This is a genomic window from Actinoallomurus acanthiterrae (genome assembly GCF_054775715.1).
The window spans coordinates 10,149,019-10,163,628 of record NZ_BAAHCO010000001.1; the positions used below are offsets into that span (position 1 = coordinate 10,149,019).

9 protein-coding genes and 1 pseudogene are annotated in these 14,610 nt (G+C 69.5%); 7 read left to right on the forward strand and 3 right to left on the reverse strand.

Annotation, left to right across the window (positions count from 1 at the left end):
- Positions 1–11: 11 nt before the first annotated feature.
- On the reverse strand, positions 12–2,609 hold the full coding sequence (gene glgP / locus ACYVF7_RS47845) for an alpha-glucan family phosphorylase (protein WP_460352872.1): 2,598 nt from the start codon (positions 2,607–2,609) through the stop codon (positions 12–14).
- A 468-nt stretch (positions 2,610–3,077) separates the two neighbouring features.
- On the opposite strand from glgP, the gene ACYVF7_RS47850 reads away from it, so the two are divergent.
- From ACYVF7_RS47850 to ACYVF7_RS47860, 3 genes are read left to right on the forward strand one after another with little or no spacing between them, the layout of a single operon-like run.
- Positions 3,078–5,084 (forward strand): alpha-1,4-glucan--maltose-1-phosphate maltosyltransferase, encoded by a 2,007-nt coding sequence (locus ACYVF7_RS47850; RefSeq protein WP_460352874.1) that lies wholly within the window; start codon positions 3,078–3,080, stop codon positions 5,082–5,084.
- Positions 5,081–6,820, forward strand: a complete 1,740-nt coding sequence (gene treS / locus ACYVF7_RS47855; RefSeq protein ID WP_460352876.1) for a maltose alpha-D-glucosyltransferase — start codon at positions 5,081–5,083, stop codon at positions 6,818–6,820. Before ACYVF7_RS47850 ends, treS begins: the two co-directional genes overlap by 4 nt.
- A gap of 37 nt (positions 6,821–6,857) precedes the next feature.
- Positions 6,858–8,243: a maltokinase N-terminal cap-like domain-containing protein gene (locus tag ACYVF7_RS47860; RefSeq protein WP_460352877.1), complete on the forward strand. Its 1,386-nt coding sequence runs from the start codon at positions 6,858–6,860 to the stop codon at positions 8,241–8,243.
- Positions 8,244–8,354: 111 nt separating this feature from the next.
- Here the strand turns inward: ACYVF7_RS47860 and ACYVF7_RS47865 are convergent, their stop codons facing one another.
- Entirely contained in the window at positions 8,355–8,573 is a 219-nt protein-coding gene (locus tag ACYVF7_RS47865) for a hypothetical protein (RefSeq protein ID WP_460352879.1), read from the reverse strand.
- A 114-nt stretch (positions 8,574–8,687) separates the two neighbouring features.
- On the opposite strand from ACYVF7_RS47865, the gene ACYVF7_RS47870 reads away from it, so the two are divergent.
- Together ACYVF7_RS47870 and ACYVF7_RS47875 are read left to right on the forward strand one after the other, a co-directional pair.
- A complete protein-coding gene (locus ACYVF7_RS47870; RefSeq protein WP_460352881.1) occupies positions 8,688–9,446 on the forward strand; it encodes a GntR family transcriptional regulator in 759 nt (252 codons plus the stop codon).
- A 102-nt stretch (positions 9,447–9,548) separates the two neighbouring features.
- Positions 9,549–10,340 (forward strand): AfsR/SARP family transcriptional regulator, encoded by a 792-nt coding sequence (locus tag ACYVF7_RS47875; protein WP_460352882.1) that lies wholly within the window; start codon positions 9,549–9,551, stop codon positions 10,338–10,340.
- A 113-nt stretch (positions 10,341–10,453) separates the two neighbouring features.
- On the opposite strand, the gene ACYVF7_RS47880 is transcribed toward ACYVF7_RS47875, so the two are convergent.
- Entirely contained in the window at positions 10,454–11,347 is an 894-nt protein-coding gene (locus tag ACYVF7_RS47880) for an esterase/lipase family protein (protein WP_460352884.1), read from the reverse strand.
- 223 nt (positions 11,348–11,570) lie between these two features.
- On the opposite strand from ACYVF7_RS47880, the pseudogene glgB reads away from it, so the two are divergent.
- Both glgB and ACYVF7_RS47890 read left to right on the forward strand, forming a co-directional pair.
- Positions 11,571–13,770, forward strand: a pseudogene (gene glgB / locus ACYVF7_RS47885) (1,4-alpha-glucan branching protein GlgB).
- An 86-nt stretch (positions 13,771–13,856) separates the two neighbouring features.
- The gene (locus ACYVF7_RS47890; RefSeq protein ID WP_460352885.1) at positions 13,857–14,522 is read left to right on the forward strand and encodes a TMEM175 family protein; all 666 of its coding nucleotides are present in this window, start codon (positions 13,857–13,859) and stop codon (positions 14,520–14,522) included.
- The last annotated feature ends 88 nt before the right edge of the window (positions 14,523–14,610 follow it).

The following is a 14,610-nucleotide window of genomic DNA, read 5'->3' on the forward strand; positions in this document are numbered from 1 at the left end:
CGATCAGGCGATCAGCGCAGGACGCCGTTGGTCATCCCGATGGGGGCCGGGGGCAGCGCGATCAGGCCGGTCTCCGCGCGGGAGGCCAGCAGGTCGTGCCGGGGCACCACCCGCACGCTGTACCCGAACGCTCCGGTCCGGTCGAGGGGGACCTCGCCGGCGAGGCGCCACCGGCCGTCGCCGAGACTCTCGGCCTGGGTGAGCTCCAGGTAGGACGGCTCAACCAGCGCGTCGGTGTCGTCGACCCGGCCGTACGCCACCTCGACCGCGACGTCGTCCGGCGTCAGGTCGCCGAGGTGGACGGTGGTGCGCACGGTCAGGCGGGTGCCGAGGTGCGGGCTCACGCCCGCGCCGGTGGACTCGACGTGCTCGACCGCGACGGACGGCCAAGCCTTGGCGATCCGGTGCTTCCAGGCGGCGAGGGCCTTCGCGGCGGCGTTGCCGTCGGCGGACAGCCGGCGGGCCGAAACGGCGGCCGGGCCGTACAGCTCGACGACGTAGTCGCGGACCATGCGCCCGGCGAGGACCTTCGGGCCGAGGGAGGTCAGCGTGTGCTTGACCATCTCCAGCCAGCGGCGCGGCAGGCCGTCGCCCGGGCGGTCGTAGAACAGCACGGAGACGTGGTCCTCGATCAGCTCGTAGAGGGCATGCGCCTCGATGTCGTCACGGCGGTCCGGGTCGGCGGCGCGGTCGGCGGACGGGATGGCCCAGCCGTTGTTGCCGTCGAACCACTCGTCCCACCAGCCGTCGCGGATCGAGAGGTTCAGCCCGCCGTTCAGCGCGACCTTCATGCCGGAGGTGCCGCAGGCCTCCAGCGGGCGCAGCGGGTTGTTCATCCAGACGTCGCAGCCCTGGACCAGCGACTGGCCCAGCGCCATGTCGTAGTCCGGCAGGAACACGATGCGGTGCCGGACCTCGGGGTCGTCGGTGAACCGCACGATCTCCTGGATCAGCCGCTTGCCGCCCTCGTCGGCGGGGTGCGCCTTGCCGGCGATGATGATCTGCACCGGCCGCTCGGGGTCGAGCAGGAGCGACTTGAGCCGCTCCGGGTCGCGCAGCATCAGCGTGAGCCGCTTGTACGACGGGACGCGGCGGGCGAAGCCGATCGTCAGGACGTCCGGGTCGAGCGCGTCGTCGATCCAGGTCAGCTCGGCCTCGCTCGCGCCGCGCTGCCGCCAGGACTCGCGGAGGCGCCGCCGGGCGTCCTCGACGAGCCGGGCGCGGAGCGTACGCCGGATGCGCCAGATCTCGGACGCGGAGACCCGCTGCACGTCCTCCCAGCCGCGGCCGAACTCGACCACGTCGGGCAGCTCGCGCCGGGCGAGGTCGATGAACTCGGGGGCCACCCACGTGGAGCCGTGGACGCCGTTGGTGATCGAGCCGATCGGCACCTCGTCGGTGTCGAACCCGGGCCACAGGCCGCCGAACATCTCCCGGCTGACCTCGCCGTGGAGCTCGGAGACGCCGTTGACGCGCTGGGACAGGCGCATGCCCATGACGGCCATGTTGAAGACCGAGGCGTCGCCGCCCTCGTACGTCTCGGCGCCGAGGCCGAGGATGCGCTCGACGGGCAGGCCGTTGTCCTCGTTGGAACCGCCGAAGTAGCGCTGGATCAGCTCCCGGGGGAAGCGGTCGATGCCGGCCGGGACCGGGGTGTGGGTCGTGAAGACCGTGCCCGACCGGGTCGCCTCGAGCGCCTCGTCGAAGGACAGGCCCTGGTCGTCGATGTACTCGCGGATCCGCTCGAGGCCGAGGAAGCCGGCGTGGCCCTCGTTGGTGTGGAACACCTCGGGGGCGGTGTGGCCGGTGATGCGGGAGTAGGCGCGGATCGCGCGGACGCCGCCGATGCCGAGCAGCATCTCCTGGAGCAGGCGGTGGTCGGTGCCGCCGCCGTACAGGCGGTCGGTGACGTCGCGGGCGGCCGGGTCGTTCTCCTCGACGTCGGAGTCGAGGAGGAGCAGCGGCACGCGGCCGACCTGGGCCACCCAGATCTGCGCGCTCAGGGAGCGGCCCTCGGGAAGGCCGACGGTGATCCGCGCGGGCGTGCCGTCGGCCCCGCGCAGGAGCCTCAGCGGGAGCCCGGCCGGGTCGATCGGGGGGTAGCGCTCGAGCTGCCAGCCGTCCGGCGAGAGGGACTGGGAGAAGTAACCGTGGCGGTACAGGAGTCCTACCCCGACGATCGGCACGCCGAGGTCGCTGGCGGTCTTGAGGTGATCGCCGGCGAGAATGCCCAGGCCACCGGAGTACTGGGGCAGCGCCGCGGCGATGCCGTACTCCGGGGAGAAGTACGCGATCGCCGAGGGGGCGTCGGACAGTCTCTGGTACCAGCGGGGGGCGGTGACGTACTCGCGGAGATCGTCGACGGCGTCGCCGAGAGCACGCAGGAAGCGCCGGTCACCGGCGAGAGCGGCGAGCCGCTCCGGCGAAACCTCCCCGAGAAGGCGCACCGGATCGTGCCGGGTCGCCTCCCACAGGTCCGGATCCACCGACTCGAACAGGTCGAGCGTCTCGGGGTGCCAGGACCAGCGCAGGTTGAGAACGAGCTCCTCGAGCGGCTGCAGCGGCTCGGGCAGGACGGAGCGTACGGTGAATCTGCGGATCGCCTTCACGTGCCGCGACACTAATCGGTCCGGCCCGGTGCTCGCGACCCTAACCCGCCCAGTGGCCCACATCTTGATCTCCGTTTGGCCCGGGAAGCCCTGCCACCAGGCCGGAAATGCGAATTTAGCCCTGACATGCGAGGATTGCTGGAGAAGCACGGCGAGGGGCGCACCCCACGCCTCCGGGAGACGAGCCATACCGGGACGCGTCGCACCCGGCGTCTCACCCGAGGCGATGAAAGAATCCGAGCGCGGACGGAACGCCGTCGCGTGCGAGGGCATCGGACGCGGTGGCACCGCCGTCGTCAGAACGCGACAAACACCCCGTTTCATACCGCGGATACCGGCAACGGAGACGTTATGCGCCAACCCTCGCCGAGCACCCCCACCCGATCCGGCGACAGCGACCCTCAAGAAAGATCAATTCTTTCCGAAGACCAGGCTGATCGCGTACCCGCGTCTGTACGCTCGCCTGCGATGATCGGACGCATTCCCATCCTCGACGTGCAGCCAGTGATCGACTGCGAGCGCTGGCCCGCCAAGGCCGTTCCCGACGAGGGCTTCGCCATCGGCGCCACCGTGTTCCGCGAGGGCCACGAACAACTCGGCGCCGGCGTCGTCCTGCGGGATCCGGAGGGCCGAGCCGGGCCCATCGTCCGCATGTCCGAGGTCACCCCCGGCACCGACCGGTACGCCGCGCAGGTGGCGGCGACCACCACCGGGCTGTGGCACTTCCGCGTGGAGGCGTGGGGCGATCCGATCGGGCACTGGCACCACGACGCGGGCATCAAGATCCCGCGCGGCCAGGACGTCGAGCTGATGCTCGAGGAGGGCGCCCGGCTGTTCGAGCGCGCCGCCGCGGGGCTGCCGAAGAAGGGCGCCGGCGTCCCGAAGAAGCAGGCGGCGCTGACCGCGCTCGCCCGTACGCTGCGGGAGAAGACGATCCCGCCGATGCTGCGGTTCGAGGCGGCGGACGCCCCGGAGGTGCACGAGATCCTCGACGAGCACCCGCTGCGGGACCACGTGACCACCTCGGAGTGGCACCCGGTGATCGTGCAGCGCGAGCGGGCGCTGTTCGGCTCGTGGTACGAGTTCTTCCCCCGCTCGGAAGGCGCGACGTACGACCCGATGGGCCGCCGGGCACCCCAGTCCGGAACGTTCCGAACGGCGATGAAGCGGCTCCCGGCCGTCGCCGAGATGGGCTTCGACGTCGTCTACCTCCCGCCGGTCCACCCGATCGGCCGGCAGTTCCGCAAGGGGCCGAACAACACCCTGCACGCCGAGCCGCACGACCCCGGCTCGCCGTGGGCGATCGGCTCGGAGGCGGGCGGCCACGACGCGATCCACCCCGATCTTGGAACGTTCGAGGACTTCGACGCCTTCGTCGCCCGGGCCCGTGAGCTGGGCATGGAGATCGCCCTCGACCTGGCCCTCCAGTGCTCGCCGGACCATCCCTGGGTGAGCAAGCACCCCGAGTGGTTCACCACGCGCGCCGACGGCACGATCGCCTACGCGGAGAACCCGCCGAAGAAGTACCAGGACATCTATCCGATCAACTTCGACAACGACCCCGAGGGCATCTACACGGAGGTCGAGCGGGTCGTCCGGCACTGGATGGCGCACGGCGTGCGGATCTTCCGGGTGGACAACCCGCACACCAAGCCGGTGGCGTTCTGGGAGCGGCTGCTGAAGAGCATCGCCGACACCGACCCCGACGTCCTGTTCCTCGCCGAGGCGTTCACCCGCCCGGCGATGATGCACACACTCGGCAAGATCGGCTTCCACCAGTCGTACACATATTTCACATGGCGCAACAGCAAGGACGAGCTGGAGGAGTACCTCCGCGAACTGTCGGGCGCGGCGGCCGCCTACATGCGGCCCAACTTCTTCGTCAACACGCCCGACATCCTCAACGAGTACCTCCAGCACGGCGGGCCGCCGGCGTTCGCGATCCGCGCCGTGCTCGCCTCGACGCTGTCCCCCACCTGGGGTGTCTACTCTGGTTACGAGCTGTACGAGGGCACCCCGGTGCGGCCGGGCAGCGAGGAGTACCGCGACTCGGAGAAGTACCAGTACCGCCCGCGGGACTGGGAGGCCGCCGAACGCGAGGGCCGCAGCCTCGCTCCATTCATCCGGAACCTCAACTCTTTGCGAAGAACGCACCCGGCGTTGCGTAGGCTGCGTAACCTACATTTCCATCATGTCGACCAGCCCGAGCTGATCTGTTATTCCAAACGAGTGTCGGATGACCCCGACCGCCTCGGAGACGTCGTGCTGGTCGTCGTGAACCTCAATCCACATCAGGTTCGCGAGGCGACGGTCCACCTCGACCTGCCCGCGCTCGGTCTCGACTGGTCGGACGAGTTCGTCGTCCACGACGAACTCTCGGACGAGTCGTTCGACTGGCGGCAGGCGAACTACGTGCGCCTGGACCCCCATAACAGGCCTGCCCACATCTTCACGGTCTCGAGAGGCGACAGTTGACCCAGTTCGATCCCCTAGCCGGCGTCGGCCCGGTCGAGCCGGTTCCCGACACGTTCACACGCGAGGCACCGAACGAGCCTCGCTGGTACAAGCACGCGGTCTTCTACGAGGTGCTCATCCGTGGCTTCTACGACTCCAACGGTGACGGCACCGGTGACATCCGCGGCCTGACCGAGAAGCTCGACTACCTGCAGTGGCTCGGCATCGACTGCATCTGGCTGCTGCCGATCTACCAGTCGCCGCTGCGCGACGGCGGGTACGACATCAGCGACTTCATGAAGATCCTCCCCGAGTTCGGCGACCTCGGCGACTTCGTGGAACTCGTCGACGAGGCACACAAGCGCGGCCTCCGCGTCATCGCCGACCTGGTCATGAACCACACCAGCGACCAGCACCCCTGGTTCAAGGCGTCCCAGGAGGACCCGGACGGGCCGTTCGGCGACTTCTACGTCTGGTCCGACAACGACGAGCAGTACAAGGACGCGCGGATCATCTTCGTCGACACCGAGACGTCGAACTGGACGTACGACCCGGTGCGCGGCCAGTACTACTGGCACCGTTTCTTCAACCACCAGCCCGACCTGAACTTCGACAACCCCGCGGTTCAGGACGCGATGCTGGAGGTCCTGCGGTTCTGGCTGGACCTCGGCATCGACGGGTTCCGTCTCGACGCCGTGCCCTACCTGTACGAGCGGGAGGGCACCAACTGCGAGAACCTCAAGGAGACCCACGACTACCTCAAGCGGGTCCGCAAGGAGGTCGACCGGCTCTACCCCGACCGGGTGCTGCTGGCCGAGGCGAACCAGTGGCCCGCCGACGTCGTGGAGTACTTCGGCGACCCGGCCACGGGCGGCGACGAGTGCCACATGGCGTTCCACTTCCCGGTCATGCCGCGCATCTTCATGGCGGTCCGCCGGGAGCAGCGCTACCCCATCTCCGAGATCATGGCGCAGACGCCGAAGATCCCGGAGAACGCCCAGTGGGGCATCTTCCTCCGCAACCACGACGAGCTGACGCTCGAGATGGTGACGGACGAAGAGCGCGACTACATGTACTCCGAGTACGCCAAGGACCCGCGGATGAAGGCCAACATCGGCATCCGCCGACGTCTGGCACCGCTGCTCGACAACGACCGCAACCAGCTCGAGCTGTTCACCGCGCTGCTGCTGTCGCTGCCCGGCTCGCCCGTGATCTACTACGGTGACGAGATCGGCATGGGAGACAACATCTGGCTGGGCGACCGCGACGGCGTGCGTACGCCCATGCAGTGGACCCCGGACCGCAACGCCGGCTTCTCCAAGGCCGACCCGGCCCGGCTCTACCTCCCGGCCATCATGGATCCGATCTACGGCCACCAGGCCATCAACATCGAGTCGCAGCAGAACAACACCGGGTCGCTGCTGCACTGGACGCGCAAGATGATCGAGATCCGCAAGCGGCACCCGGTGTTCGGCGTGGGCGACTACACCGAGCTCACCGCCTCCAACCCGAGCGTGCTGGCGTTCGTGCGGGAGTTCGGCGAGGACCGCGTGCTCTGCGTCAACAACCTCTCGCGCTTCCCGCAGCCGGTCGAGCTCGACCTGCGGCGGTTCGAGGGGGTCAACCCGGTGGAGTGCATGGGAGGGGTGCAATTCCCACCAATTGGGGAGCTCCCGTATCTTCTGACGCTTCCTGGGCATGGTTTCTACTGGTTCCTCCTGTCCCCCAAGCCCGGGGGTGATGGCGAACAGCCATGACAGGCACGCAGGAGGCACAGGCGAGGTGACATAGTCAGTGCGGCTGGAACGACTCGACGACCTGTTGGTGGACTGGCTCCCGCGCCAGCGCTGGTTCGCGGGTAAGGACCGGGAGATCGACGCGATCTCCGTCCTTTCCGACACGGAACTGGTCGAGGGCGATCCGTCGCTACATCACGTCATCATCGCCGTGCGTCAGGCCGGGGGCACCGACCGTTATCAGGTGCCCCTGGGAGTACGCAGCGAGCTGCCCGGCCGACTCGAGTACGCGGCGATCGGGCAGCTCCCCGACGAGGCTCACCTCTACGACGCCGTGCACGACCCCGAGCTGACCCGGGTCTGGCTGGAGAACATGGCCGGCAACGTCGACGTCGGCCCGCTCGCCTTCCGCTCGATCACCGGCATCGACACCGAGCTCGACAGCCTCGCCAGCCCCGCCGAGCAGAGCAACACCTCACTGATCTACGGCGACGCCTACATCTGCAAGCTGTTCCGCCGGCTCACCCCCGGCATCAACCCCGACCTCGAACTCAGCCTCGGCCTCGTCCGGGCCGGCAGCAAACACGTCCCCGAGCTGTACGGCTGGTTCTCCAGCGACCTCGACGGCACCCTGTCCACGCTCGCGATGCTGTCGGAGTTCCTGCGCAGCGGGACCGACGGCTGGCAGCTCGCCGGCACCAGCGTCCGCGACCTGTACGCCGAGGCCGACCTGCGCGCCGACGAGGTCGGCGGCGACTTCGCCAGCGAGTCCGAACGCCTCGGCGCCGCGACCGCCGAGGTCCACCGCGACCTGGCCGGCGCGTTCGGCACGAGCGAGATGCGGCCCGCCGACGTACGCGCGGCGGCCGACCGGATGCACACCCGGCTCGTCGAGACCTGCCAGGTCGTGCCCCAGCTCGCCCCGTACGCCGGACGGCTCACCGACGCCTTCGACGCCCTCGCCGAGCTGGAACGGCCCCTGACCGTCCAGCGCGTCCACGGCGACTACCACCTGGGCCAGGTGATGCGGACCGACTCCGGCTGGATGCTGCTCGACTTCGAAGGCGAGCCCGCCAAGCCCCTGGACGAACGCCGGGCCCCCGCCCACCCGCTGCGCGACGTCGCCGGGATGCTGCGCTCGTTCGACTACGCGGCCCGGCACCTGCTGGTCAGCGGGCAGGCCATCGGCGGCGACCCCGAGCAGCTGGAGTTCCGCGCCCAGGAGTGGGCCGACCGCAACCGGGCGGCCTTCTGCCGCGGATACGCCGAGGCGGGCGGCACCGACCCGGCCGCGAACGAGGTCGTCCTGCGCGCCTTCGAATTCGACAAGGCCGTCTACGAGGTCATGTACGAGGCGCGCAACCGCCCGTCCTGGCTGCAGATCCCCCTCGGTTCCATCGCCGCCCTCAGCACCCGCTCAGAGTCGGACTATCTGGCGTACTGAAATGATGGAGAAAAGGCGTCCGTAAGGTGGTTTTCGGCTCCGCAGCCTCATTTCTGAAATGCGGATCGGCCCATAGGGTTCCGGTCGGACGGAAACCCTAAGGGCGATCCGTCATCCCGCACCCTCGCCGGGATGTACTTGTTCGGCGAGAAGGAGCCGGAGGGTCTCCGGCGCCTCGGCGGCCACGGTCCTTGCGTAACCGGCTTGTATCTGCTGGTCGGTGAGATTGCCCGCCCGGGTCGCGTACCAGTGGCCCGCGTCGCTGCGCCATACGACCCAGCCGGGAAAATCGGCCTCTAATGTGGCCTTGACAACGGCGAAATCCGCCATCTTGCCCCTTCGCGCTGGAAACACAGCCTTCTGTATACGAAAGTGGGTCGTATACGTCCTGGTGTCAAGACGCCCGTAAGCGGAACGTCTCTGTATGGCTATGAGGAGGCAAGGGTGGCTATCCTCCCCGCTTACGTCCGGATCGCCGGCGAACTCCGCGAACTCATCCGTGACGGCAGCTACCCCCCTGGACGGCGGCTGCCCACGATCAGCCGGTTGTGTGACGTCCACGGCGTCTCGGAGATCGTGATCCGCCAGGCCTTCGCCCTCCTGCGGACCGAGGGGCTGATCGAGACGCGCCGGGGAGGCGGCACCGTGGTGCGCGGCCGGCCGCCCGTCCGGCGGCTGGCCATGGAGCGCTACCGCGCCGAGACGGCTCCCGCCGCGGCGCCGGCCACCTCCTTCACCGTCGACCACCAGATCACGTGGCGCGACTACCGCCTGGACCGGACCTACTCGCGGCACCGCGCCGACGAGGAGCTGTCCGCGCTGTTCGCGGTGGAGCCGGGCACCCTGTTACTGCGCCGGTACTTCGTCTTCTGGGCGCGCGGCGAGCCGCAGCAGATCTCCACGAACTACCTGCCGTGGAGCCTGGTCGAGGGCACGCCCGTGGCCGACCCGGACCGGGAGCCGTGGCCGGGAGGCACGCCGGCGCAGCTGGCGTTCCTCGGCCACCCGGCCACGCGGGTCGAGGAGGCGGTGCGGTCCCGGATGCCGACCCGGGAGGAGGCCGACACGCTGCGGATGGGCACCGGTGTCCCGGTCCTGTCCATCACGCGGCGGATGTTCTCCGGCGACAGGGTCCTCGAGGTCTGCCGTGACATCGTCCTCCCCGCGGACCGCGTCGTCCTCGACTACGCGATAGATCTGTGATCTTGGGACCGGAGACCCAAGCAAGATCCGCATGTCGGGACCGCGGCCTCTAGTGATCTTGGAGCCGAACCGCGACAGTCATTTCGGAAGCGGGGAGGCTTCATGCGTTTCAACATGCTGGGACCGGTGGAGCTGCGAGCCGACGGCCGGACGACGTACCTCCGGGCGCCGAAGCACCGTACGCTCCTCACCGCTCTGCTCCTGCGGCCGGGCAGTCTCGTACGGCTGGACTCGCTGGCCGCCGCGCTGTGGCCGTCCGGGCCGCCGGCGTCCGGAGTCGCCAACATCCGCACGTACGTCCGTGAGCTGCGGACCATCCTCGGACCGGCCGCGTCCCGGCTGGAGACCAGGGCGGGCGGCTATCTGCTGTCCGTCGAACCGGCCGAGGTGGACGCGCTGGAGTTCACCGCCCTCGCCCGCGAGGGCGACGCGGCACTGCGGTGCGGCGACGTGGAACGCGCGGCGGACGTGCTCGGCCACGCACTGACGCTGTGGCGAGGCGAGGTCTGCGAGGACGTTCCGGCGTGGGCCTCGCTGACCGCGGAGGCACTCCGGCTCACCGAGCAGCGCCTCAGGGCCGCGGTCCAGCTCGGCGACGCCTGGCTCCTCCTCGGCCGGCACGCGGAGATGATCGGCGACCTGCGGCGGCTGACGGTCGAGCAGCCGTTGCACGAGCGCCTCCACGCGCAGCTGATGCTGGCGCTGTACCGGTCGGGCCGCCAGGCCGACGCCTTCACCGTCTACCACGTGCTGCGCCTGCGGCTGATCGACGAGCTGGGCGTCGAGCCGGGGATCGAGCTGCGCCGGCTCTACGACCGGATGCTCCGCGGCGACTTCGACGGCAGGGAGGATCCGCCGCCGCGCCACGCCGAGGACCTCCTCGAGGCGGGCTGATCCCCCGCCGTCGAGCGGGGCCCTCGACACCCGGCCGGCCCCTGACGCCGCGCGCCCGCCGGAGCCGCCTGGCGGGCGGTCGGCCCGCCCCCAGGGAGCGTCCGGCGGCGTCGTCAGCCGGCCGACGAGTAGTACAGGGCGTCGCCGACGAGGCGGATCGGGCCGGCCCCCTTCGTGGTGCTCTTCCAGGTCTTCCCGTTGTCGTGGGAGTACCTCATCGTCCAGCCGGTGCCCGTGCCCGCGTGCGGGAGTTTGCTGTGCTCCAGCCCCTGGTGCGCGGCGTAGATGACCTTGTGCTTGGCGGTCATCCCGGTGGCCGCGCCGCTGGTGATCGTGTCGTCGTCGCTGGCGCCGATCAGTGTCCAGTCGGTGCCCTGGGCGGACTGCGGGTTCTGCCCGGACCACTTGAGGAAGCCGCTGCCGGGGCGCATGTCGCTGCACTGCTTCCAGCCGTAGGCGACCGTGCACGTCGTGGCCCAGTTGGTCCCGGTGAACGGCGTGCTGAGCGTGGCGACGTCCTCGACGTAGAGGCGCTTCGGCCACTTGCTCGACGTGGCGCCGTACCTGTTCACGCCGGTGATGGCCGCGCGGACGATGAGGCCGCCCATGGAGTGGGCGACGACGTCCACCGACTTGCCCTGCTTGGTGTAGTGGTCGTAGATGTCCCACGCGAGCAGGCGGCCCAGCTCCTGGATCCGCGTGTCGAGGTTCCCGTTCTGCTTACGGGTGCAGTTGGTGTCCTTCTTGTAGTAGCCCCACGTGACGAAGTCCCCGGTCCAGCCCCGCTTGCGCAGCGCGGACATCGCCGTGTTCCAGGTCCCCTTGCAGTCGTCGCCGCCGCCGTTGACGTCCGTGTGCATGGCATCGATGCCGTGGACGAAGTAGACGGCCTCGTTCTTGCTGTTGTTCCGCGGCGGCGTCGCCGCGCTCGCGACGCCCTGGGTTCCCGCCAGCACCGCCCCGACGGCCACCGTCGCGGTCAGACCTCGCATGATTCGTCGTGTCAACGCCACTACCTCCGGCCATCGGCAGCCGCGTCCGAGACGTCGGCTGTCTCCGCACTCGCGCGGCGATCATGGCCGGGGCTCATACATTGGCCGTACAGTCCGCATACAGGGCCAGTCCGCCCCCGCCGCCCGAAGCGTGGAGATCCAGCCCCGCCGGAGGATTAGTCATCGACGGTCGGGCAGGCTTAGGGAGACGTGGCACACAAGAACACCGAGGAGCGTCATGGCGCGGGTCACCCACGATGAGATCGACCGGTTGATCGGCGGAGATCACCACGACCCCCACAGCGTGCTCGGCGCCCACCCCGGGCCCGACGGCATCACCGTTCGCGCGTTGCGGCCGCTGGCCTCCGCGGTGGAGGTCGTCCTCCCGGGCGGTGCCCGCCACCCGATGCGTCACGTGCACGAGGGCGTCTTCGCGGTCACGCTGCCCGCCGACGCCGCCCTGGCCGGCGGGGAGCCCCAGGCGGTGCCCGACTACCGGCTCGCGGTCACGTACGACGGGCCCGCGATCCTGCAGGACGACCCGTACCGCCACCTGCCGACGCTGGGCGAGCTCGACCTGCACCTGATCGGCGAGGGCCGCCACGAGGAGCTGTGGAAGGTCCTGGGCGCGCACACCCGCGCGTACACCTCGGAGTTCGGCGCGGTCTCCGGCACGTCGTTCGCGGTGTGGGCCCCGAGCGCCCGCGGGGTCCGGGTCATCGGCGACTTCAACCACTGGGACGGCCGCGCGTACCCGATGCGCTCACTCGGCTCGACGGGGATCTGGGAGCTGTTCATCCCCGAGGCCGGCGACGGCACGAACTACAAGTTCGAGATCCTCGGCGCCGACCGGGTCTGGCGGCGCAAGGCCGACCCGATGGCGCGGTACGCCGAGCGGCCGCCCGCCACCGCGTCCACCGTCTTCACGTCCTCCTACGAGTGGGCGGACGACGAGTGGATGACGCGCCGCAAGTCGTACGACGCGCTGCACTCACCGGTGAGCACGTACGAGGTGCACCTCGGCTCCTGGCGCACCGAGCTGGGCTACCGCGAGCTCGCCGACCAGCTGGTCGACTACGTCACCCACATGGGCTTCACGCACGTGGAGTTCCTGCCGGTGGCCGAGCACCCGTTCGGCGGGTCGTGGGGCTACCAGGTCACCTCGTACTACGCGCCCACGTCCCGCTTCGGCAGCCCCGACGACTTCCGCCACCTCGTCGACCGGCTGCACCAGGCCGGCGTCGGCGTCATCATCGACTGGGTCCCGGGACACTTCCCCAAGGACGAGTGGGCCCTGGCCCGCTTCGACGGCACGCCGCTGTACGAGCACGCCGACCCGCGCCGGGGCGAGCAGAAGGACTGGGGCACGCTCATCTTCGACTTCGGCCGTACGGAGGTCCGCAACTTCCTCGTCGCCAACGCGAACTACTGGCTGGAGGAGTTCCACGTCGACGGGCTGCGGGTGGACGCCGTCGCCTCGATGCTCTACCTCGACTACTCCCGCGCCGAGGGCGAGTGGACGCCGAACATCTACGGCGGCCGGGAGAACCTCGAGGCCATCGACTTCCTCAAGGAGATGAACGCCACCGTCTACAAGCGCTCCCCCGGCATCATGACGATCGCCGAGGAGTCCACCGCCTGGCCCGGTGTCTCACGCCCCACCCACCTCGGCGGCCTCGGCTTCGGGTTCAAGTGGAACATGGGCTGGATGCACGACACGCTCGCGTACCTCCAGCGCGACCCGCTCTACCGCGGCTACCACCACCACGAGATCACGTTCTCGATGGTGTACGCCTACTCGGAGAACTACGTGCTGCCGCTCTCGCACGACGAGGTGGTCCACGGCAAGGGCTCCCTGCTCGGCAAGATGCCCGGTGACGAGTGGCAGCGGTTCGCGAACCTCCGGGCGCTGCTGGCCTTCATGTGGGCGCACCCGGGCAAGCAGCTGCTGTTCATGGGCCAGGAGTTCGGGCAGGGCGCCGAATGGGCCGAGTCCCGCTCCCTCGACTGGTGGCTGCTCGACGAGGCGGAGAACAACTACCACCGGGGCGTTCAGGAGCTGGTCCGCGACCTGAACCGCGCCTACACCGGATCGCCACAGCTGTGGACGATGGACGCCGACCCGGAGGGGTTCCGCTGGATCGCCGCGGACGACGTCGCGGGGAACGTCATCTCCTTCATCCGGTACGCCCCCGACGGCTCGCCGCTCGCCTGCGTCGTCAACTTCTCCGGCGTCCCGCACGAGGACTACCGGCTCGGCCTGCCCTGCCCGGGCACCTGGCGGGAGCTGGTCAACACCGACGCGTACCAGTACGGCGGAAGCGGGGTCGGCAACCTCGGTCAGGTGGAGGCGGTCGAGGAGCCCAGCCACGGCCTGCCCGGCCTCGGCCCGCCTGCGGGTGCCCCCGCTCGGCGCCGTCTGGCTCGCCCCGTTGTGAGGGGGGCCGCGGCACCGCCATGATGGAGCGGTGTTCGATGATCATTCGTCTCCTCGGGGGGCCTCACCACTGCCGGCCGGTGAGCGGTGACCTCGCTGTACCAGCGCGTCGCGGGCGGGAGCCTGGAACGCCTGTCGGCGCTGAACGACGGCGTGTTCGCGATCGTGCTCACGTTGCTCGTGCTGGACCTGCACGTGCCGGCGGAGAAGGTGATCCACCGGCAGCGGCCGCTCTGGAGCGGCGACGCGCTGTCCTCGGAGGGTGAGCTGTGGCATCTCCTCGGGGAGGTCGCGCCCAACCTGCTCACCTATCTGATGAGCTTCCTGACGCTCGGGATGTTCTACGTCGGCTCCCAGACGCTGTTCAACCACCTTCAGGGCAGCGACCGGAACTTCACCTGGCTGCACCTCACCTTCCTGCTCGGCGTCTCCCTCCTGCCGTTCACCACCGCCCTCCTGGCGCAGTTCATGACCTTCCGGATCGCCGTCGCCATCTACTGGGTGAACCTCCTGGCGCTGGGCCTGCTGCTGCTGGCCGGCGTCAGGTACGCGCGGCGGGCCGGGCTGCTCGACACCGAGCGGACGCCCGGGTTCCAGCGGGCGTTCGAACGCCGGATCGTGATCCCGCAGGTGCTGTACGCCGCCGCGTTCGCGCTGTGCGTGGTCAACACCTATGTGAGCATCGCGCTGGTCGTACTGCTCCAGCTCAACTCGGCGATCGCGCCGAACGTCCGGCCGCTCAACCGGTTCTGACCCGCGGTGCTCAAGCGTCCGTGATGAATGGGGCCACATGTGGCAATGACCTTGTGACGACGCCGCGCACTGCGAGAGATTTTCGCGC